Source organism: Massilia sp. YIM B02443 (assembly GCF_030411955.1).
Lineage (GTDB): Bacteria > Pseudomonadota > Gammaproteobacteria > Burkholderiales > Burkholderiaceae_D > Telluria.
Genome location: NZ_JASNRA010000004.1, coordinates 105,035 through 125,300, shown reverse-complemented (window position 1 = coordinate 125,300; position 20,266 = coordinate 105,035). Strand labels below are relative to the sequence as shown.

Annotated in this window: 17 protein-coding genes; 16 read left to right on the top strand and 1 reads right to left on the bottom strand. The window is 68.2% G+C overall.

What is annotated here, in order from left to right; all coding sequences use genetic code 11:
* The first annotated feature begins 38 nt into the window (after window positions 1-38).
* The 15 genes from QPK27_RS06245 (at window position 39) to QPK27_RS06175 (ending at window position 19,072) form a co-directional block, all read left to right on the top strand.
* Window positions 39-1,421, top strand: coding sequence for an undecaprenyl-phosphate glucose phosphotransferase (locus QPK27_RS06245; protein ID WP_290417343.1), 1,383 nt, complete (start codon window positions 39-41; stop codon window positions 1,419-1,421).
* Between the two features lie 199 nt (window positions 1,422-1,620).
* Window positions 1,621-2,736, top strand: a complete 1,116-nt coding sequence (gmd, locus tag QPK27_RS06240; RefSeq protein ID WP_290417342.1) for a GDP-mannose 4,6-dehydratase — start codon at window positions 1,621-1,623, stop codon at window positions 2,734-2,736.
* Between the two features lie 2 nt (window positions 2,737-2,738).
* Entirely contained in the window at window positions 2,739-3,752 is a 1,014-nt protein-coding gene (locus QPK27_RS06235; RefSeq protein WP_290417341.1) for a GDP-L-fucose synthase, read from the top strand.
* A complete protein-coding gene (locus QPK27_RS06230; protein WP_290417340.1) occupies window positions 3,749-5,005 on the top strand; it encodes an EpsD family peptidyl-prolyl cis-trans isomerase in 1,257 nt (418 codons plus the stop codon). The genes QPK27_RS06235 and QPK27_RS06230 overlap by 4 nt, the downstream gene beginning before the upstream one ends.
* Before the next feature lie 33 nt (window positions 5,006-5,038).
* The gene (epsE, locus tag QPK27_RS06225) at window positions 5,039-5,839 is read left to right on the top strand and encodes a polysaccharide export protein EpsE (RefSeq protein WP_290417339.1); all 801 of its coding nucleotides are present in this window, start codon (window positions 5,039-5,041) and stop codon (window positions 5,837-5,839) included.
* Window positions 5,840-6,019: 180 nt separating this feature from the next.
* Complete coding sequence (gene epsF, locus QPK27_RS06220; RefSeq protein ID WP_290417338.1) at window positions 6,020-7,444, top strand: chain length determinant protein EpsF; 1,425 nt, start codon at window positions 6,020-6,022, stop codon at window positions 7,442-7,444.
* A gap of 60 nt (window positions 7,445-7,504) precedes the next feature.
* Complete coding sequence (gene epsG, locus QPK27_RS06215) at window positions 7,505-8,374, top strand: chain length determinant protein tyrosine kinase EpsG (RefSeq protein WP_290417337.1); 870 nt, start codon at window positions 7,505-7,507, stop codon at window positions 8,372-8,374.
* Between the two features lies 1 nt (window position 8,375).
* Window positions 8,376-9,530, top strand: coding sequence for an exosortase B (gene xrtB / locus QPK27_RS06210; RefSeq protein ID WP_290417336.1), 1,155 nt, complete (start codon window positions 8,376-8,378; stop codon window positions 9,528-9,530).
* The gene (gene epsI, locus QPK27_RS06205) at window positions 9,527-10,417 is read left to right on the top strand and encodes an exosortase-associated protein EpsI, B-type (RefSeq protein WP_290417335.1); all 891 of its coding nucleotides are present in this window, start codon (window positions 9,527-9,529) and stop codon (window positions 10,415-10,417) included. The genes xrtB and epsI overlap by 4 nt, the downstream gene beginning before the upstream one ends.
* A 16-nt stretch (window positions 10,418-10,433) precedes the next feature.
* On the top strand, window positions 10,434-11,900 hold the full coding sequence (locus tag QPK27_RS06200) for an O-antigen ligase (protein WP_290417334.1): 1,467 nt from the start codon (window positions 10,434-10,436) through the stop codon (window positions 11,898-11,900).
* The gene (locus QPK27_RS06195; protein WP_290417333.1) at window positions 11,900-13,414 is read left to right on the top strand and encodes an oligosaccharide flippase family protein; all 1,515 of its coding nucleotides are present in this window, start codon (window positions 11,900-11,902) and stop codon (window positions 13,412-13,414) included. The genes QPK27_RS06200 and QPK27_RS06195 overlap by 1 nt, the downstream gene beginning before the upstream one ends.
* A 1-nt stretch (window position 13,415) precedes the next feature.
* Complete coding sequence (locus QPK27_RS06190; RefSeq protein WP_290417332.1) at window positions 13,416-14,816, top strand: glycosyltransferase family 4 protein; 1,401 nt, start codon at window positions 13,416-13,418, stop codon at window positions 14,814-14,816.
* Window positions 14,755-15,612, top strand: coding sequence for a glycosyltransferase family 2 protein (locus QPK27_RS06185; protein ID WP_290417331.1), 858 nt, complete (start codon window positions 14,755-14,757; stop codon window positions 15,610-15,612). The genes QPK27_RS06190 and QPK27_RS06185 overlap by 62 nt, the downstream gene beginning before the upstream one ends.
* 397 nt (window positions 15,613-16,009) lie before the next feature.
* Complete coding sequence (locus QPK27_RS06180) at window positions 16,010-18,121, top strand: heparinase II/III family protein (RefSeq protein WP_290417330.1); 2,112 nt, start codon at window positions 16,010-16,012, stop codon at window positions 18,119-18,121.
* Window positions 18,122-18,217: 96 nt separating this feature from the next.
* Window positions 18,218-19,072, top strand: coding sequence for a beta-1,6-N-acetylglucosaminyltransferase (locus QPK27_RS06175; RefSeq protein ID WP_290417329.1), 855 nt, complete (start codon window positions 18,218-18,220; stop codon window positions 19,070-19,072).
* A 27-nt stretch (window positions 19,073-19,099) separates the two neighbouring features.
* Here the strand turns inward: QPK27_RS06175 and QPK27_RS06170 are convergent, their stop codons facing one another.
* Window positions 19,100-19,528, bottom strand: a complete 429-nt coding sequence (locus tag QPK27_RS06170; RefSeq protein WP_290417328.1) for a VOC family protein — start codon at window positions 19,526-19,528, stop codon at window positions 19,100-19,102.
* Between the two features lie 149 nt (window positions 19,529-19,677).
* Here QPK27_RS06170 and QPK27_RS06165 point away from each other — a divergent pair, with 149 nt between their 5' ends.
* Entirely contained in the window at window positions 19,678-20,154 is a 477-nt protein-coding gene (locus QPK27_RS06165) for an MgtC/SapB family protein (protein WP_290417327.1), read from the top strand.
* The last annotated feature ends 112 nt before the right edge of the window (window positions 20,155-20,266 follow it).

Below are 20,266 nucleotides of genomic sequence, written 5' to 3'. Positions count from 1 at the left end.
CGTTGCCTGCGCAATGCATCGTGTGGATGGCGCCACCCATGACGGTCAACGACATCCCGATCATCTCGTTTTTCCAGCGCGTGCTCGATCCGCTGATCGTGATGGGAAGCCTGTACCTGGCGACGGTCGCCTTCAACGAACCGTTCTCGGGCTATTGCCTGGTGTTGATGATCCTGGCCTTCTTCATCTCGTCGGCGGTCTACCAGCACATCGACCCCTACCGCACCTGGCGCAGCGGTCGCATGCTGGCGTACGCGCGCGACACCATCTTCGGCTGGTGCGTGACGATCGCGGTGCTGTATTTCCTGGGCTCGGCCAGCGGCATGCGCTACTACTACGACGAGCGGGTGCTGCTGGCGTGGGCGGTGGCGACCCCGCTGGCGATCCTGGCCAGCCACCTGGCGGTGCGCTTCGCCGGCGGCAGCCGCGACGGCGGGCGCGAGCTGCGCTCGGTGCTGGTGGTGGGCGCCAACGATGCCGGCATCAAGTTCGCCGAGCTGTGCCGGCGCCATCCGAACCTGTTCATGCAGGTACGCGGCTTTTTCGACGACCGCGACGGCGTACGCCGCCCGCCAGGGCTGGCCCATCCGGTGCTGGGCCGCATGAGCGAAGCTGCCTCCTACGTTCGCAGCCACAACATCAAAATGGTATTCATCAGCCAGCCGGTCTCGGCACAGCCGCGCATCCGGCGCCTGATCGACGAGCTGAAGGACACTACCGCCTCGGTGTACTTTTTGCCGGACGTGTACGTGTTCGACCTGATGCAGGCGCGCTTCGACACCGTCGGCGGGATGCCGGTGATCGCCATCAGCGAAAGTCCGTTCATGGGCTTCAATGGCGTGCTCAAGCGGGGGACCGACATCCTGGTTGCCAGCGTGGCGCTGGTGCTGCTGGCGCCGCTGATGCTGTTGATCGCGGTCGCGGTGCGGCTCAGTTCTCCGGGGCCGGTGATCTTCCGCCAGCGCCGCTACGGGCTGTACGGCGAAGAAATCCATATCTATAAATTCCGTTCGATGAGGGTGCTGGACGACGGCGCCGACATCATGCAGGCGCGCAAGAACGATGGCCGGGTGACGCGCATCGGCGCCTTCCTGCGCCGCACGTCGCTCGACGAGCTGCCGCAGTTCATCAATGCCCTGCAGGGCCGCATGAGCGTGGTCGGCCCGCGTCCGCACGCGGTGGCGCACAACGAGCAGTACCGCAAGCTGATCAAGGGCTACATGCTGCGCCACAAGGTCAAGCCCGGCATCACCGGCTGGGCCCAGGTGAACGGCTTGCGCGGCGAAACGGCGACCCTGGACCGGATGGAGGCGCGCATCCAGTACGACCTCGATTACCTGCGCAACTGGTCGCTGTGGCTGGACCTGTGGATCATTCTCAAGACCATCAAGGTAGTGCTGAGCCGCGAGAATGCGCACTGAGCGCGCACGGAGCGCACATCGAGCGCGATTGAGCAGGACCCAAGCATCTGCACGACATACGGAACTGTCGCGCCATCGCGGCATCGAACAGCACGCGACCATTCTTCAGGCGTCGGCTCTACATTGAATCAATTGCGCAGGCCTATCAGCGGCGGCATGGCAGAGGGGCATCGTTCCACCCGAACAGGAAACGACGAACATGAAAAAAGCACTGATCACGGGCGTGACCGGACAGGATGGTTCCTACCTGGCCGAACTGCTGCTCGAAAAGGGCTACGAAGTGCACGGCATCAAGCGCCGCGCCTCGCTGTTCAATACCGCGCGCATCGACCATATCTACCAGGATCCGCACGCCGACGATCCGCGCCTGCGCCTGCACTACGGCGACCTGACCGACAGCTCGAACCTGACCCGCATCCTGGCCCAGGCCGAGCCCGACGAGGTGTACAACCTGGGCGCCATGAGCCATGTCGCGGTGTCGTTCGAGGCGCCGGAATACACGGCCGACGTCGACGCCCTTGGCGCGTTGCGCCTGCTGGAGGCGATCCGCTTCCTCGGCCTGGAGCGCAAGACCCGCTTCTACCAGGCCTCCACTTCCGAGCTGTACGGACTGGCGCAGGAGTCGCCACAGCGCGAGAGCACGCCGTTCTATCCGCGCAGCCCTTACGCGGTGGCCAAGTTGTATGCGCACTGGATCACCGTCAATTACCGCGAAGCGTATGGCATGTATGCCTGCAACGGCATCCTGTTCAACCACGAATCGCCGCGCCGCGGCGAGACCTTCGTCACGCGCAAGATCACCCGCGCCCTGAGCAATATTGCCCAGGGCCTGGAACACCAGCTCTATCTTGGCAACCTGGACGCCTTGCGCGACTGGGGCCATGCGCGCGACTACGTGCAGATGCAGTGGCTGATGCTGCAGCAAGACCAGCCGCAAGACTTCGTGATCGCCACCGGCCGCCAGCACTCGGTGCGCGAGTTCGTCGAGACCGCCGCACGCGAGCTTGGCATCACGATCGCCTGGCAGGGGCAGGGCGTCGACGAGCGCGGGCTGGTGGCGCAGGTCGACGGCCAGCACGCACCCGGCGTGGTGGTCGGGCAGCCGATCGTGGCGGTCGACCCGCATTATTTCCGCCCGACCGAGGTCGAGACGCTGCTGGGCGACGCCGCCCGTGCGCGCGAGCGCCTGGGCTGGGAACCGCGCATCAGCTTCGCGGCGATGGTGCGCGAGATGGTGGCGCACGACCTCGAGTCGGCGCGCCGCCACAAGCTGCTGCGCTCGCATGGCTACAACGTTGCACTTTCACGGGAGTAAACGTGGCAAACCATCCTCGCATCTATGTTGCCGGCCACCGTGGCCTGGTGGGCTCGGCCATCGTGCGCGCCCTGCATGGTCACCATGCCGCCGGCGAACCCGAGATCGTCACGCGCACGCATGCCGAGCTGGAACTGACCGACCAGGCCAGTGTGCGCGCATTCTTTCGCAGCGAACGCATCGATGAGGTCTACCTGGCGGCGGCCAGGGTCGGCGGCATCCACGCCAACAACAGCTACCCGGCCGAGTTCATCTACGACAACATGATGGTGCAGGCCAATGTCGTGCATGAAGCGTGGCGCGCCGGCGTGCGCAAGCTGCTGTTCCTCGGCTCGTCTTGCATCTATCCGCGCCTGGCGGCCCAGCCGATCCGCGAAGAGTACCTGATGAACGGCATGCTGGAACCGACCAACGAGCCGTATGCGATGGCCAAGATCGCCGGCATCAAGCTGTGCGAAAGCTATAACCGCCAATACGGCACCGACTACCGCAGCGTGATGCCGACCAACCTGTACGGTCCGGGCGATAATTACCACCCCGAAAACAGCCACGTGATCCCGGGACTATTGCGCCGCTTCCACGAGGCGCGCCTGAACGCCGCGCCCGAGGTGGTGATCTGGGGCAGCGGCAAGCCGATGCGCGAATTTTTATACGTCGACGACATGGCCGCCGCCAGCGTGCACGTGATGAACCTGCCGCGCGAGACCTATGCCGCCAACACCGATCCGATGCATTCCCACATCAACGTCGGCACCGGCCAGGACGTGACCATCGCCGAACTGGCACGGCTGGTGGGCGAGACCGTCGGCTACGCCGGACGCATCGCCTTCGATGCCAGCAAGCCGGACGGCACGCCACGCAAGCTGCTGGAAGTGTCGAAGCTGGCCTCGCTCGGCTGGCGCGCCAGCACGCCGCTGGCGGAAGGATTGCGCCGGACCTATGCGGCGTATCTCGACGCGCATGATCCGGATGGTGCGCGCGAAGCGCAGCGGCGTCCACTCACCGTGGAGACATGAACGTGAAGATCCTGTATCCGGTGTTTGTCCAGCGCCTTGTCGACCGCGTCGTCGATGGTGCCGTCTGGCCTGCGTTCCAGGGCGCATTCGCCCGTCTATTCTGCGCTGGTTTGCGCTACCTGCGCCGGTCTGCGTCCGGCGCCGCCTTGCTGCTGGCCGGGGCCACGCTCGCCGGCTGTGGCGACGACAAGGCGACCCAGGCCAAGCCCGGTCAGGCGCTGGCCAGCGTCAACGGCGAGGAAATCACGGTGTTGCAGCTCAACGAGGAAATCCAGCGCGCCGGCGTGCCGGCCGCCCAGCAGCAGCTCGCCAGCAAGCAATTGCTGCAAGCCTTGATCGACCGCGCGCTGCTGCAGGAACAGGCGGCCAGGGAAAAGCTCGACCGCGACCCCAAGGTGATGCAGGCGATCGACCGCGCCCGCGCACTGATCATCGCCCAGGCCTATATGCAGAAGCGCGTGGGGGACGCCGGCCGTCCGAGCGAGGCCGAGGTGCAGGATTATTTCGAGAAGCACCCGCAGTTCTTCACCGAGCGCAAGCAGTTCACGATGCAGCAGCTGGTCCTGCCGGCATCGGCGGTGACGCCCGAGCTGCGCGCGGCCGTCGACAAGGCCGGCTCGCTCGAAGAAGTCGCGGTGATGCTGGACGCCAGGAAGATCGGCTACGGCCGCGCCCAGGTCACGCGCAGCACGGCCGACCTGAATCCGCAACTGGCATCGAAGCTGCTGTCGATGCCGAAGGAACAGATGTTCTTCGTCAGGGAGGGCGGGCGTGCGCTGCTGGTGTCGGTTGCCGACGTGGTCGACGCGCCGGTGTCGCTGGCGATCGCCGCGCCCCAGATCGCGCAATTCCTGGCCAACCGCAAGAACCGCGAACTGGCGCAGGCCGAGATCGGCCGCTTGCGCGCGGCTGCCAAGATCGAATACATGAACAAGGAACTGGCGCCCGACGGCAAGGCGGCCGGCCCCGGGGCGCTGGCACGGACGGCGCCGGCGGACGGTGCAGCGGCCGGCGGTGCGGACGCGCAGGGCGCGCATGTCTCGGTTTCGCCTGCTGCGGCGGCAGCGGCGCCGGTCCGGGAGTCCGGAGAAACTGCAAGCGGCATGCCGGGCGCCCAGCGCATGCAGGGTGCGCAAGCGGACGCGAGCGGCGCCGCAGCCAGGTCCGGCAGCAACGGCAATGACCATGGCAATGGCGCCGACAGCGCCGTCGACAAGGCGGCCCTCGAACGCGGCCTGGGTGGACTGAGGTAAGACCCGCGACACAACCGACGCTGGAGGAAAGACATGAAACGATTCGTAAAGTGGATCACCTGCGCCGCCTTCATGCTGTTCGCCGGCGGCGGCATGTGCGCGGCGGTCGCCGCCGAGGTGCTGCTGGGCGCGGGCGACATCGTCAAGCTGTCGGTGTACGGCAGCCCCGACCTGTCGCTCGAGACCCGCGTCAGCGAGGGCGGCAACATCACCTTCCCGCTGCTGGGCGAGGTCGCCGTGGGCGGGCTGCCGGTGGCCGCCGCCGAGAAGAAGATCGGCGGGCTTCTGGAAAAGGGCGGCTATCTCAAGAAAGCCCAGGTCAACATGCTGGTGACGACACTGGCCAGCCAGCAGGTCTCGGTGCTCGGCTACGTGAATCGTCCGGGCCGCTATCCGGTGGAGGGGCGGCGCAAGGTGCTCGACCTGCTGGCGATGGCCGGCGGCATCCATGGCGAAGGCGGCGACATGGTGAGCCTGGTGCGCACCCGTGACGGCGCCACCGCGCGCGAGACCATCGACGTGGTCGACATGGTGCGCAGGGGCGAGCTGGACAAGGACGTCGAGGTGGCCGGCGGCGACATCATCTACGTCGAACGCGCGCCGCGCGCCTACGTCACCGGCGAAGTGACGCGTCCGGGCGCCTTCCGCCTGGAACGCGGCATGACGGTCCAGCAGGCGATCTCGGCCGGCGGAGGACTGAGTCCGCGCGGCAGCGATAACGGCATGCGCATCACGCGCCGCGATGCCGGCGGCAATCCGGTGACGATCGAGGTCAAGGCCAGCGATCCGGTCCAGGTCGACGATGTGATCGTGGTGCGCGAGAGCTGGTTCTGACATGCGCCAGCACACGGTAATCCTCGAGCCTGTCAATGCCGCGGATGAGGCCGCTCGCGCCGCGTCGTGCCGGGGCTTGCAGAGCGTGCCCGAGTGTGCCGACCTTGTGCCCAGCTTGTGCCCGCGCCGTCATCGCCGATGCGGCCAGCACGGCATCCATGAACGAACGAAAGTAGTGTCATGAACATCCGCCAATTTCTGCTGATCCTGCTCGCACGCAAGCGCCTGATCCTGGGTACGCTGCTGGCCACGGTGCTGCTGGCGCTGGGCTGGAGCCTGGTCCAGCAAAAGACCTATACCGCCACGGCCTCGGTGTTGCTCAACTACAAGGGCGTGGACCCACTGACCGGCCTGACCATGCCGGGCCAGCTGATGCCGGGCTATATGGCGACCCAGATGGACATCATCGGTAGCAAGAACGTGGCGCTGCGCGTCGTCGATGCGCTGCAACTGGCGTCCAGTCCGGCCGTGATCAGGCAGTTCCAGGAAGCCACCGAAGGCAAGGGCACGGTGCGCGACTGGCTGGCCGACCTGCTGCTCAAGAAACTGCAGATCATGCCCTCGCGCGAGTCGAGCGTGGTCGAGATCAGTTTCGACGGCGCCGACCCGGCCTTCGCCGCTGCGGTGGCAAATGCCTTCGCCGGCGAATACCAGAAAGCCACGGTGCAGCTCAAGACCGAGCCGGCCAAGAACGCCTCGACCTATTTCAACGAGCAGACCAGGCAGTTGCGCGACAACGTCGAGGCGGCCCAGGCGCGCCTGTCCAAATACCAGCAAGAGAAAGGCATCGTCAGCCTCGACAACAACCGGGTCGACGTCGAGCTGTCGCGCCTGAACGACCTGTCGGCCCAGCTGGTGGTGGCCCAGGCCGCGGCGATGGAAGCGAGCTCGCGCGAACGCGCCGCCGGCAGCGCCGCGACCGGCGCGCCGATCAACTCCCCCGACGTCGCCAACAACGCCCTGATCCAGAACCTGCGCGTGACGCTGGCCAGTGCCGAAGCCAAGCTGGCCGAGGCCAGCTCGCGCTACGGCCGCAACCATCCGCAATACCAGTCCGCCAGCGCCGAGGTGGCCAAGCTGCGCTCCGAACTCGGCGCCGCCGTGGGCACGGTGACGCGCAGCGTCGGCGCCAATGCCGACGTGCTGCGCCAGCGCGAAGCCGAGCTGCAGGCCGAACTGGCCGCGCAGAAGACCCGCGTGCTGGAGCTGAACCGTACCCGCGACGAGCTGGGCGTGATGCTGAAAGACCTGGACAGCGCCCAGCGCGCCTACGATTCGGCCAGCGAACGCTTCTCGCAGACCCGCATCGAGGCCCAGTCCGAGCAGTCCGATATCTCGGTGCTGAATCCCGCCACGGCGCCGCTCGAACCGTCCGGCCCACGCGTGCTGCTCAATACCCTGGTGTCGATCCTGCTCGGCACCATCCTCGGCGTCGGCCTGGCGCTGATGCTCGAACTGGTCAACCGCCCGGTGCGCTCCAGCGGCGATGTGCGCGACATGCTCGGCATTCCGGTGCTGGGCGCCATCGAATGGGGCGCGCCGCGCGTGCGCCGCAGCGGCATGCGGCGCCTGATGGCTCCGCGCCGCCTGCTGCGGCTGAACTGACAGGGCGACCATGAGGACGACCATGTGGAAGACCATGAGGAAAACCGCCGGGACCGTGCCATGAATTCATCCGTACTTTCCGCTTTTGCGCGCGACCATGGCGCCGACTCGAGCATGGGCATGCTGCTGCGCGAGGCCGGCAAGCTGACATCGGAAGACACCGAGAACGTGCTGCGCGCCCAGGCGGAGCTGGGCCTGCGCTTCGGCGAAGCCGCCGTGCGCCTGGGACTGGTGAGCGACGAGGACGTCCAGCAGGCGCTGGCGCGCCAGTTCGCCTATCCCTATCTGCAGCACGGGCAAGCCAACCTGTCGCCGCGGCTGGTGGCTGCCTATGAGCCATTTGCGCCGCAGGTCGAAGCGCTGCGCGCGATCCGCAGCCAGCTGATGCTGCGCTGGTTCGCGCGCGGCCGGCGCGCGCTGGCGATCGCGGGCGCCGAAGCCGGTGACGGCGCCGGCCTGTTCGCGGCCAATCTGGCGCTGGTGTTCTCGCAGCTCGGCGAACAGACCCTGCTGGTGGACGCCAACCTGCGCCATCCGCGCCAGCACGAGATGTTCGCGCTCAAGCCGCGCCAGGGGCTGTCCGACCTGCTGGCCGGGCGCGCCGACCTGGACGTGATCCAGCGCGTGCCGTCCTTTGTCGACCTGTCGCTACTGCCGGCCGGAACGCTCCCACCGAATCCGCAGGAACTGCTGGCGCGCGAGGGCTTTCGCAACCTGCACGCCCAGCTCGAAAGCCGCTACGACGTCGTGCTGTACGACCTGGCGCCGTTCAGCGCCGGCGCCGATGCGCTGGCGGTGGCCGGCCGCGTCGGCGGGGTGCTGCTGGTGGCGTGCAAGCACCGCACCCGCATCGCCAGCATTCAGCGCATGGCCGAGCAGATGCCCGAGGCCGGCGCCGAAGTGGTCGGCTCGGTGGTGGTGGAGTTCTGACATGAAGCTGCGTACCGAAGCCGGCAAGCCGGGCAGCGCCAGCGCCGGCGCACATGCCGGCGCCGATGCCAGTACCGGCGCCATTGCCAACACCGGCGCTACGACCTGCGCCAGCGCCATCAGCGGCGCGCAGGCCACGAGGTTATCGCCGCTGCGCGCGGCATTGCCCGAGTGGTGGCCGGTGCTGCTGGGCCTGGCGGCGTTGTTCGTTCCCACCCTGTACGGCCTGTTCACCGGCGCCTGGATCGGCGAAGAGCAGGGCCATGGCCCGATCATCTTCTTCCTGGCGCTGTGGCTGGTCTGGCGCAAGTGGCCGCAGGTGCAGGCCACTTGCGATCCGCCGCGCCTGCACTGGGCCGGCTGGCCGCTGCTGGCCTTCGGCCTGGCGATCCACCTGCTGGGCCGCTCGCAGAAGATCCTGATGTTCGAGGTCGGCTCGATCCTGGCGGTGCTGGCGGCGATCGTGCTGCTCAAGTTCGGCGCAAAGGCACTGCGCGTGCTGTGGTTCCCGTTCTTCTTCATGCTGTTCATGGTGCCGCTGCCGAGCGAGCTGGTGGCGGCGGTGACGATGCCGATGAAGATGGCGGTGTCCTGGGCCACCGAGCACCTGCTGTTCGCGGCCGGCTATCCCGTGTCGCGCTCGGGCGTGGTGCTGCAGATCGGCCAGTACCAGCTGCTGGTGGCCGACGCCTGCGCCGGCCTGCAGACGCTGCTCACGCTGGAAGCGCTCGGCCTGTTCTACCTGAACCTGATGCGCCATCCTTCGGCATTTCGCAACGTTGGCCTGGCGATCCTGATCGTCCCGATCTCGTTCACGGCCAATGTGGTGCGGGTGATCACCCTGACGCTGGTGACCTACCACTTCGGCGACGCCGCCGGCCAGGGTTTCCTGCACGGCTTTGCCGGCATGGTGCTGTTCCTGACCGCGCTGGCGCTGATCCTGGCGGTCGATTCGGCGCTGCAGTGGAAACTCAAGCGCGGCGCCGGGACCGGTGGCGGTGGCAATGGCGTTGCTCCCGGCGTGGCCTCATCCGGGACGAGAGGGCACGGGCACGCGGCGGCCGCGAAGACAGCGTCCGGGTTGCACGCGCCCGGACACGCCGCGCCCGGACACGCCGCGCCGGGCATGTCGTCGCCGATGAGGCAGCCTCCATGAACCGCAATCTGGCGGTCAGCATCGTCCTTGGCGTGGCGATGGCGGCGACCTCGGCGCTCACCGGCGCGCTGACGCCGCAGCCGCGCGCGCCGCTGGCGCACGAGCTGTTCAATCTCGAGCAGATGATCCCGTCCCGCTTCGGCGCCTGGACAATCGACCCGAGCGTGGTGCCGCTGACGCCGAATCCCGAGCAGCAGGGCATGCTCGAGAAAATCTATGACCAGACCCTGTCGCGCACCTACATCGATCCGCACGGCCAGCGCGTGATGCTGTCGATCGCCTACGGCGGCGACCAGAGCAAGTCGCTGCAGCTGCATTTGCCCGAGGTCTGCTACGTGGCGCAGGGCTTCCAGATGGTGCAGGACGACGACGACCTCCTGCCGACCCGCTACGCCCAGGTGCCGGTCACGCGCCTGGTGGCGCGGCTGCACGAGCGCAACGAGCCGATCACCTACTGGATCACCATCGGCGACAAGGCCACCCGCACCGGCATCCGGCAAAAGCTGCGCCGCCTGGCCTATGGCCTGTCGGGCGAGGTCCCGGACGGCATGCTGGTGCGCGTCTCGACCGTCGGCAACGACTCCCGCGCCGGCTGGCGCGTGCAGGACCGCTTCGTGACCGACATGCTGGCGGCGCTGGCGCCACGCGATCGCGCGCGCCTGATAGGAGAAGCGAAAGAGACAGGAGGAGCAGGGATGGCAGCAGTCCCAGCAGGTAGAACAGTCTCGGCAGCCACAGCAGCCACAGCAGGCACAACAGGCACAGCAGGCACAGCAGGCACAGCAGCCAAAGCAGGCACAGCAGCCAAAGCAGGCACAGAAGACACAGCACGGCCACCATCGCCGCCCCCGTCGGCGGAAACAAGCGCGTCCATGAAGCAAGTCTGAACCGGGACGCGCCACGATGAACGATCTCCTGCCTTACATCTATTACTCGCTGCCATGGCTGTTCGTCATCGGCCTGTCGCTCGCGGCCGTGCTGGGCGTCGGCATCGGCCTGGCCTGGCCGCGCTTGCTGGTCTATCCCTATCTGCTGGTTTTCTTCTGGGTCAATTCCACCAGCTACGGCAACCTGTCCGTGTTCGCTTCGCGCAGCATCTACAGCCGCGGCTCCGGCCTGCTGCTGTTCGGCGTGGTGCTGTGGTACGTGCTGGGCGCCTGGTGCTGCGCGCGCGTGGCCGCCGGCTTCCAGCGCCTGCCGGCGCCGGCCTGCAACCTGCGGCCCTGGTTCCTGGCCTGGGCGGTGCTGCTGGCGGCCCACGTCGGCGCGGCCGTGCTCGCCAATGTGCCGGTGGCCGAGGCGCTGGCGCCGTCCGGCTTTTCCAACATCGTCTGGATGGCGCCGCTCATCTCGCTGATGCTGCTGGCGTTCCGCACCCGCGCGCAGGTACGCGCGCTGAGCCGCTTCATCCTGCTGGCCGGGCTGGTGCGCGCCGCGTTCGGGCTGGGACGCTGGGCCGTCCTTGGCGGCGACCCCAATAATGTGTACGCGAACATGAACGCGCTGCAGATCCGGCTGACCTTTTTCGACATCAACGACAGCCTGCTGTGCACGCTCGCGTTCGCCATCGCCGCGATCACGCTGTTCCAGCTGGAGCCGGCCGAGCGTTCCCGGCTGTGGCGCACCATCGCCTGGCTGACGCTGGGCGCCACCGCGCTGTGCGTGCTGCTGTCGTACCGGCGCAGCGCCTGGTTCGGTTTCGTGCTGGCGGCAACCGTGATCATGTTCCGTCTTCCGCCACGGCGGCGCGTGCAACTGACGCTGGCCGGCCTGCCGCTGGTCGGCGCCGCCCTGGCCTTCGTCGCGGTGCGGCGCCTGGGGCGGGCGGGGGGGGCGGGCGGACCGGGCAATGGCGCGCTCAGCCTGCTGTACGACATGCAGTCGCGCCGCTTCGGTCCGGAAAGCGAACGGCTGCTGGAGCTCAAGCTGGCGCTGGCCGATTTCCTGGCCCATCCGTTCACCGGCATCGGCGCCTGGGGCCGCTACAACGGCTACCAGTACATCTCCTGGCAGAACAACCAGGACGGCGGCCTGTTCCTGCACAGCGGCGTGCTGCACATTGCGCTCAAGACCGGACTGCCGGGCACGGTGCTGCTGGCGGGCGTGATCTGCGCCTTCGTGCTGTTCGCGCGGCGCACCCTGCGCACGCTGCCGCCGGACGTGCTGGCGCTCGGCGTGGCGGGCGCCGCCGGCCTGGCGTTCATGATTCCCGACCTCCTGATCGGCACGCCTTTCCCGCAGGTGCGCACGACGCAGATGCTGGCCCTGTGCCTGGCGCTGCCTTACCTGGCGCTGGCGGTCACCGCGCCGGCCGTGGCGCCGTGCGCCGCCAGGCCTTCCGCGGCGCGTCCCCACCTGGTGCCGGCCTGATGAACCTGCGCCTGGCCCGCAACGCCTGGTCCAACCTGCTCGGGGCCGCGATCCCCGCGCTGGTGATGCTGGCCACCGTGCCGCTGGTGGTGCGCGGCCTGGGCGAGGCCGGCTACGGCGTGTACTCGCTGGTGACGGCGATCGTCGGCTATTTCGCCGTGATCGACATCAACGTCACCGCCGGCTCGGTCAAGTACATCGCGGAGCACAACGCGCACCGCGATGACGACAGCATCGCCGAGACCGTCTCGTTCGGGATGGCCGCCTATGCCGGCATCGGCCTGCTGGGCGCGGCCGGCATCTTCCTCGGCGCGCGCCCGCTGGTGAGCGGCGTGTTCGCGGTGCCGCCCGCGCTCACCGAAGAAGCGGTTGCCACCCTGCGCCTGGCGGCGCTTGGCTTCCTGCTGAGCCAGATGCAGAATTACCTGAACAGCGTGCCGCAGTCGCTGATGCGCTACGACGTGTCGAGCCGGGTCGAGATGGTGTTCGGCGCCCTGGTGCCCCTGGCCACGGTCGGCATCCTGATGCTCGGCCATGGCCTGTTCGAGGTGATCGCGCTGCGGGTGGCGGCCAGCGGCCTGCATTGCCTGGTGCTGTGGCGCGCGATCCGGCGCCTGCTGCCGGCCCTGCGCTGGCGCTGGCCGGGCGTGGCGACGCGCGCGCGGCTGCTGCGCTTTTCGGGCTGGTCGTTCCTGTCGCGCTTCGCCGCGCTGTCGTACGCGCATGCCGACAAGCTGATCATCGGCGCGCTGGCCGGCGTCACCGCGCTGGCCTGGTATACGGTCGCGGCCACGCTCGCCAACCGCGTGCTCGGGCTGAGCTTCCGCTTATCCAGCGTATTCTTCCCCGCCGCCAGCGCGCTGGCCGCGCGCGGCGAATTGCAGCGCCTCGATGCGGCCTACCTGAAGGCGACCCGCTACGTGGTGTTCCTGAACGCGGCGATCCTGGTGCTGGTGGCGGTGTTCGCGCAGCGCATCCTGCAGCACTGGATGGATGCCGACTTTGCCCGCAACGGCGCCACCGTGCTGGCCGTGATGGCGCTGTCGCAGTTCGTCGATTCGCTCAGCAGCCTGCCGTCATTGGTGAACGACGGCATGGGCCATCCGCGCGTCTCGGGCCTGTTCGCGATGGCGCGCGCGCTGTCCGGGCTGGGTCTGGTGTTTGCCGGCGTGGCGGGGTGGGGCATCGATGGCGCCGCCTGGGGCCACCTGGCCGGCTCGCTCCTGTTCAGCGGCGCCTTTTTGCTGTACGTCCATGGCCGCACGGTGCCGACCTCGCTGGCGCGCCTGCTCACGCACGGTTATGCGCCGGCCGCGGCCGGCATCATTCCGGTCGCGCTCGCCGCCGCCACGGCCGAGACCCTGTTCGACGATGGCGCACGCGACTTCGCCCTGATCCTCGGCGCCACGGTGCTGCTGCTGGCCGCGCACGGCGCCCTGTTCGTGCTGGAGCGCGACGACCGGCTCCAGGCCTGGCGCAGCCTGAAGACGCGGCGCCAGCCGGTGCGAGGCTAGCATGCGTATTTTGATGGTGTCGGAAGACCTGCCCGGCGCCCAGGTCGGCGGCCTGGGCAAGCACGTGGTGACGCTGGCCAACCGGCTGCTGGCCGCCGGCCACCGGGTCGAGATCCTCGGGCGCAACGACCGCGGCCACCAGGATTGCGCCGGGCAGATCGGCTTCCACGGCCGATTCATCCCCGGCTTCGACGGAGCCCATCCGGGCTGGAAGGAAGCGCAGCTGGGCGTCTTCAACCCACTCAAGCGGCCGTATTTCGCACGCAAGATCGGGCATGCCATCGCGCGTCACGCACACGGCGTCGATGTCGTCCATTACCACGGCCACCTGCCGATGGTGGGCCTGTACGTCGCCGACGGCATCAACTACGTCCAGACCCGCCACGACCAGGGCAGCGAATGCCTGACCCACCTGCGCTTTCGCGACGACGCCGTGTGCGACAACCTGGTGCCGGGCGAATGCGCCGCCTGCATCCGGCGCGACGCCGGCGCCGTACGCAAGGCGGTGACCGCGATTGCCGTCGCCGGCTACCGCGACGGCACGGCGCGCGCCTTCGCCCGTCACAAGACCGTGTTCGTGTCGGACTTCCTGCGGCGCCAGTTCCTGCGCGCGGTGCCGGGTGCCGACCTGTCGCGCTGCCGCGTGATCCACAACCTGGTCGACTATCCGCGCCTGCGCGCCGCAGCCCTGGCCGCGCCACCGCCGCGCCGCGGCGACCTGCTGCTGGTGGGGCGGATCGACGCCGGCAAGGGCTTCGGCGAATTCCTCGACGCGGCGCGCGCACGCCTGCCGCCGCACGCGCGCGTGACCGTGGCCGGCGACGGCCCGCTGCGCGCCGGGCTGGAACGGCGCCATGGGGGAGGGCAGGTACGCTTCCTCGGCTGGCAGGACTATCCCGCGACGCTGGCGCTGGCCGCGCGCGCGCACCTGTGCGTCGTGCCTTCGGTGTGCGAGGAAGCCTGCAGCACCACCGTGCTGGAAGCGCTGGCGCTGGGCCGCCCCTGCCTGGCGCTGGCGCGCGGCGGCACGCCCGAGCTGGCGCGGTACGCCGGCATTCCCGGCCAGCTCGGCCTGGCCGATTCGATGGCCGGGCTGGCGGCGCTGGCCGCGCAGCGGCTCGACGAGCAGCCGCGCCGTGCCTATCTTCCACCCACCTTCGGCGCCGACGCCGGCGTCCTGCTGCCCAGACTACTGGACCTGTATGCCGACCACACCCCGCCCCGCCCGCACGCCGAACGGCACGACCATGCCGTCCATCCCGAACCTGCCGCAGATGCCGACCGACACAGCGGCGAATACGCCGAACATGCCGGCCAGCACGTCGACGAACCCGTCGAACGTGTCCGGCATCCCGCAAGCGCCGGATCCGCCGCGTGCAGCAAACGCGTCGGACCCCGATGACACGACAGCCGCAGCCGGCCCGGCAAGGTCGCCGGCCTTCTCGATCGTCACCTGCACCTGGAACAGCGCCGCCACCCTCGCCGACACCCTGGCCTCGGTGCAATCGCAAACCCTGCGCGACGTCGAGCACGTATTCGTCGACGGCGGCTCCACCGACGCCACGCTGGACATGATCGCCGCCTATCCCGGCCCCAAGCGCGTGCTGCGCGACGTCGGCGGCGGCATCGCGCGCGCCATGAACCACGGCATCGCAGTGGCGCGCGGCGAGATCGTCGCGCACCTGCATTCGGACGACTACTACGCCGCGCCCGACGTACTGCAAGCGGTGGCGGCCCGTTTCGAGAAGGCGCGCGCCGCCGGCCAGGCACTCGAATGGCTGTTCGGCGCCGTCAACGTGTTGAAGGATGGCCGGCTGGCCACGCCATACCCGATGCCGCGGTTCAGCTACCATGCCCTGGCCAGCGGCCGCGCCGCGATCCCGCATCCGGCCGTGTTCGTGCGGCGCAGCGCGTTTGCACGCGTCGGCGCCTTCGACGAGGGCTTGCGCTACGCGATGGACATCGACCTGTGGCTGCGCCTGGCCGCCGTATCCACGCCGGCGGTGCTGGCGCGGCCGCTTGCCGTATTCCGCGACCATCCCGGCAGCGTCTCGTCGCGCAACCGCATCGCCGCGCGGCAGGAGGAATTCGCGGTGCGCCGGCGCTATCTGGCACGCGCGCCGCTGGCCTTCGCGATCTATTGCCTACGCTTTTTGAAACGCATGCGCGCCTTGCACGCGGCAGCCGATACGGGGTAGGACGCCCAGACTTGCCTGGCTGTCTTTGCAGACAGACCAGCACTGTTAAGTGTGTGAAATCTCATCGTGCGAATGTTAATTATTTGGCGTGGGATTTCTGCGAAGCACACGAAAAAACCTTTGATTTCCGTAGGGAATTTGTGTTTGTTCAAAATTTCTTGTCGTAACATTGTTTACGTCAAGCAAGGCATCCCCCGATGCTGACAGCACGTCCCTCAAAGCGCCCGACCCGCGGCGCGATTGCCCAGGAATTCACGTTTTTCGGAGCTTCACAATGATTTTCAACCGGCAAGGTTTGATTCGCGCTGCGGCATTTGCCGCCCTGTTCGTCTCCATCCAGGCGCGCGCGGATTGGGCCCAGTCTACTGATCCCCTGATCGTCCAGCCGAGCCCTGCCATGAACCAGGTCCAGGCCCAGAATCCGCCCGGCTTCACCTGGGCGCGCCATGCGACCGGGCCGGCCAGTTACGAGCTCGAGATCACCAGGACCGGTGGCGGCACCACCAAGGTGGTCACCGACCGCAACTGGTATCTGCCGCCGCAGGCGCTGGCCCTGGGCAACTACACCTGGCGCGTGCGCCCGAGCGGCAGCAACGACTGGTCGAGCCCGCGCAGCTTTGCGATCACCAGCAAGTCGAACCTGTTCGAAGTGCCGGACAACGCCACCCTGCGCGCACGCATCACGTCCAAGCCGCGCCCGCGCTCGCTGCCGCCGTCGTTCACCGAGTATTCGACCTGGAGCAGCGCCCGGCGCGCCGAGCTCGACCCGTATGTGAGCCGCATGAACAACGAAATCAAGCTCCAGATCAATGCGCTGCCGGCGCTGAACGATGCGCGCTGGCCGATCGTGATCAGCGCGCCGCTGACGGCGGCCATGGCCTCGCAGCAGACCGACATCCGCCAGCGCATCAACGAAGCCAGCCGCCAGCTGGAAGCGGCGGTGGTGATGTGGCGCATGAAGCGCGACCAGATGTTCCTGGCCGAAGCGCTGCGCCGCGGCGACCAGCTGGCCGCGCTCAACCCGGCCGGGCCGACCAGCTACGCCAACCAGGACCAGGCCACGCGCCAGATCGCGGTGTCGCTGATCAAGTCGGTCGACATCCTGGCCGGCGACCTCGACGCCGCGCGCCGTGCGCGCTGGCTCGAGACGGTGCGCGTGCGCACCGAGGAAATCTACGGCAACCTGGCCGGCGACAACGGCCGCCTCGACCAGTACCCGTTCGATTCGCACGGCAATACCAGCCTGATCTTCCTGAGCCTGATCTCGACCCTGGCGCTGGGCGACATCCCGGAAGCGCGCAAGTGGTTCGATTTCTCGTTCCGCGCCTACGCCAACGCGCCGTCGCCGTGGGGCGGACCGGAAGGCGGCTACGCCAATGGCACCGCCTACGCCGAGTATGCGGCCGGCTACCTGGTGGCGCTGTGGGACCCGATGTCGCAAGCCTCAGGCGTGAATTTCTACGCCAAGCCATGGGCGCTGGGCCTGCTCGACTTCGCGACCCAGTTCACCCCGCCGGGCTCGCGCGTGCACGCCTTCGGCGACGGCTCCGAGACCAAGCCCGACACCCGCGTCTGGCACGCCTTCGGTTCGCGCATGGTGTCGCCGCGCGCGGCCTGGTACGTCAACGCCCTGGGCGGCACCGAAGATACCCTGAGCCTGCTGCAGGCGCCGTATCCGCTGCCGGTCAAGGAAACCAGCGCCAAGGCGCCGCCGTCGAACTCGGCCTATTACCCGAGCGTGGGCTGGGCCGCCTTTCACAGCGACATCGGTTCCACCGGCCGCACCTCGCTGTACTTCAAGTCCAGCCCGTACGGCTCGTTCAACCACAGCCACGGCGACCAGAACGGCATCCTGCTGTCGGTGGCCGGCCAGCCGCTCCTGGTGAAGGCCGGCTGGTATGACTGGTACGGCTCGCCTTACTGGAGCGACTGGTACCACCAGACCCGTTCGCAGAACGCGATCACCTTCGACGGCGGCAAGGGCCAGATGGTGACCGGCTACCGCGAGCAGCTGCAGCGCAACGGCAAGATCACCGGCTTCTCGGCCCAGCCGAGCCAGGACTACGTGGAAGGCGACGCGACGGCGTCGTATGGCGGCCAGTTGACCATGGCCAGGCGCCAGGTCTGGCACCTGCGCGACGCCGGCGGCGCGATGCTGGTGCGCGACCGCCTGGCCAGCACCGTGGCCCGCACCTACGAATGGAATGTGCACACCCCGGTCATCATGACGGTCGAGAACGCCCAGAACGTGAAAGTGGTGGCGGGTTCGCAATCGGTGTGCCTGCGCTCGCTGAACACGGACGCCGCGTTCGCCAAGTGGATCGGTCCGGGCGCCAAGACCAATGTGGTCGAAGATAACGGCGCCTTTTACCTGAAGAACGACGGCAAGTCGACCGCCGAATTCCTGGTGCTGCTCGACGTCGGCTGCAAGCGCCCGGAAGTGAAGTTCGGCGCCTCGGGTTCGGTGCGTACGGTGACGGTGAACGGCCAGACCGTGTCGCTGAACTGACGCTAACGCGGTGGATCCCGTGTGCACGCGGCGCCCGCCGCGGCGCGCATGGGGGCCGTGCTAGACTCGGCGCAGCGATCGGCCTCGGAGCCCGGCATGCACGTGTTCCTGATCCATGCGCACAAGGACATCGACCAGTTGAACGAGTTGATCGGGCTGCTGTGCGATCCCGATTTCCTGGTCTACGTCCACCTCGACCGCGACAGCGCGCTCGACCCGGCGCTGCTGCACCCGGCGGCGCGCCCGGTGCGGGCGAGGGTGGCGGTGCGCTGGGGCACGCTGTCGCAGGTGCGCGCCAGCCTGGCTTCGCTGCGCCAGATCCTGCAGGAAGCGCCCGAGTTCGACAAGCTGGTGTTTTTATCGGGCCAGGATGTGCCGCTGCTGCCCAACGCCCGTCTCAAGCGTGAGCTGGCGCGGCTGCAGGGCAGCGAACTGATCGAAGTCGCGCCGATCGCCCCCCACGGCTGGCGCGTGATGCGGCGCTACCAGTATTTTCATTGCGAGGGCGGCGGCCCGCTCGCGCAGCTGGCCTGCCGGCTGGCCAACGGCGTGTTGCGCCTGCTAGGGCGCACGCGGCGCTTTCCCGACGGCCTGGCGCCCTATGGCGGCTCGGCCTGGTGGACGCTGTCGCGCGACTGCCTGCGCGAATTGCTGCGCCTGGCCGACGCCCACCCGCGCCTGCTGCGCTTTTGCCGCACCGTGCGCTGCCCCGACGAACTGTTCTTCCAGACCCTGGTGATGCATTCGACCTTCGCCGCGCGCGTGGTGCCGGATAACTTTCGCTACGTCGACTGGCCCGACCAGCACGCGCGCAATCCGAAGATCCTCGACGAGAGCGACTTCGCGCGCCTGCGCGCCTCGCGCGCCCACTTCTGCCGCAAGCTCGACGTACATGCCAGCGCCGGGCTGGCGCGCCGTCTGCGCGCGTGGCGCGACAGCCAGCTTGGGTGATGCGCAGGCGCCGCAAGGCAGCCGGCCTCAGAACGTGACGCGGATTTCGTGCGCGCTGAAGGTCGCGGGGCCGTGGTACACCGCTTCGATATTGTTGCCGTCCGGGTCGAGCACGAAGGCGCCGTAATAGCCCGGGTGATACGGCCGTTCGCCCGGCGCGCCGTTGTCGACGCCGCCGGCGGCGAGCGCCGCCTGGTGGAAGGCTTCCACCATGGCGCGGTCGCGCGCCTGGAACGCCAGGTGGTGGCGCCCGGTCAATTGGCCCTGGGCGGCGTCGCTCTCCGGCGTCGAGACGAACAGCTCGTCGGCCCAGAAATGATCGTCGCCGCTGCCGCCCAGCGGGATGCCGAGCACGCCGAACACGGCTTCATAGAACCTGCGCGACGCCGTCAGGTCGCGCACCACCAGATGCAGATGGTCGATCAATCGCCCACGGTAGATTTCATGCGTTTCCATGACAAGGCATCCTGTTCAAGAAGTGGTGTGCCGGTCCGATTATAAACAGGCTTTGCCGCGCCGCGCCCTTCTGTACATACCCAAGCGTGGCGACACCCGTCTTGCATGGATGGCATGATTCTGCCTGGATTGTGACAAGGAGCAGGCAAATGTGGTGGAGCCAAGTCTGGCTGACGATACAGCATGAATTTTCCGACCTGGGCGACGCCGAAGACGTGACCGTCATCGCGGTGCGCCTGCTGGTGGCGGCGGTGCTGGGCGGCCTGCTCGGCTACGAGCGCGAGACCAAGGGCGCTTCGGCCGGCTTTCGCACCCACATGCTGGTCTCGGTCGGCTCGGCCCTGTTCGTGCTGATCCCGCTGCAGGCCGGGATGGAGATCCAGGACCTGTCGCGCGTGCTGCAGGGCGTCACCGCCGGCATCGGCTTCCTCGGCGCCGGCGCCATCCTCAAGCAGCGCGAGAAGAACGACATCCGCGGCCTGACCACCGCCGCCAGCGTCTGGATGACCTCGGCGATCGGCGTGGCGGCCGGCATGGGGCGCGAAGGCACGGCCGTGCTCAGCGCCGTGTTCGGCATCGTGATCCTGGCGATCCTGCGCGCGCCGGGCAAGAAGCAAGAGTCTTGAAGTACTGAGTTGAAGCAGTTGGCGCGCGGTCGCTTGCGGTTGCGCCCGGGTGAATTCGACAGCGCTCCTGCGCCAGCGCAGACATGGTGTGCGGCGCCCAAACGTGCGCGCC

Bases quoted from the DNA above. Each gene is read 5' to 3' on its own strand.
- QPK27_RS06245 (WP_290417343.1), top strand. From the start codon at position 39: ATGACGGTCAACGACATCCCGATCATCTCGTTTTTCCAGCGCGTGCTC.
- gmd (WP_290417342.1), top strand. From the start codon at position 1,621: ATGAAAAAAGCACTGATCACGGGCGTGACCGGACAGGATGGTTCCTAC.
- QPK27_RS06230 (WP_290417340.1), top strand. From the start codon at position 3,749: ATGAACGTGAAGATCCTGTATCCGGTGTTTGTCCAGCGCCTTGTCGAC.
- epsE (WP_290417339.1), top strand. From the start codon at position 5,039: ATGAAACGATTCGTAAAGTGGATCACCTGCGCCGCCTTCATGCTGTTC.
- epsF (WP_290417338.1), top strand. From the start codon at position 6,020: ATGAACATCCGCCAATTTCTGCTGATCCTGCTCGCACGCAAGCGCCTG.
- epsG (WP_290417337.1), top strand. From the start codon at position 7,505: ATGAATTCATCCGTACTTTCCGCTTTTGCGCGCGACCATGGCGCCGAC.
- xrtB (WP_290417336.1), top strand. From the start codon at position 8,376: ATGAAGCTGCGTACCGAAGCCGGCAAGCCGGGCAGCGCCAGCGCCGGC.
- epsI (WP_290417335.1), top strand. From the start codon at position 9,527: ATGAACCGCAATCTGGCGGTCAGCATCGTCCTTGGCGTGGCGATGGCG.
- QPK27_RS06200 (WP_290417334.1), top strand. From the start codon at position 10,434: ATGAACGATCTCCTGCCTTACATCTATTACTCGCTGCCATGGCTGTTC.
- QPK27_RS06195 (WP_290417333.1), top strand. From the start codon at position 11,900: ATGAACCTGCGCCTGGCCCGCAACGCCTGGTCCAACCTGCTCGGGGCC.
- QPK27_RS06190 (WP_290417332.1), top strand. From the start codon at position 13,416: ATGCGTATTTTGATGGTGTCGGAAGACCTGCCCGGCGCCCAGGTCGGC.
- QPK27_RS06180 (WP_290417330.1), top strand. From the start codon at position 16,010: ATGAACCAGGTCCAGGCCCAGAATCCGCCCGGCTTCACCTGGGCGCGC.
- QPK27_RS06175 (WP_290417329.1), top strand. From the start codon at position 18,218: ATGCACGTGTTCCTGATCCATGCGCACAAGGACATCGACCAGTTGAAC.
- QPK27_RS06170 (WP_290417328.1), bottom strand. From the start codon at position 19,528: ATGGAAACGCATGAAATCTACCGTGGGCGATTGATCGACCATCTGCAT.
- QPK27_RS06165 (WP_290417327.1), top strand. From the start codon at position 19,678: ATGTGGTGGAGCCAAGTCTGGCTGACGATACAGCATGAATTTTCCGAC.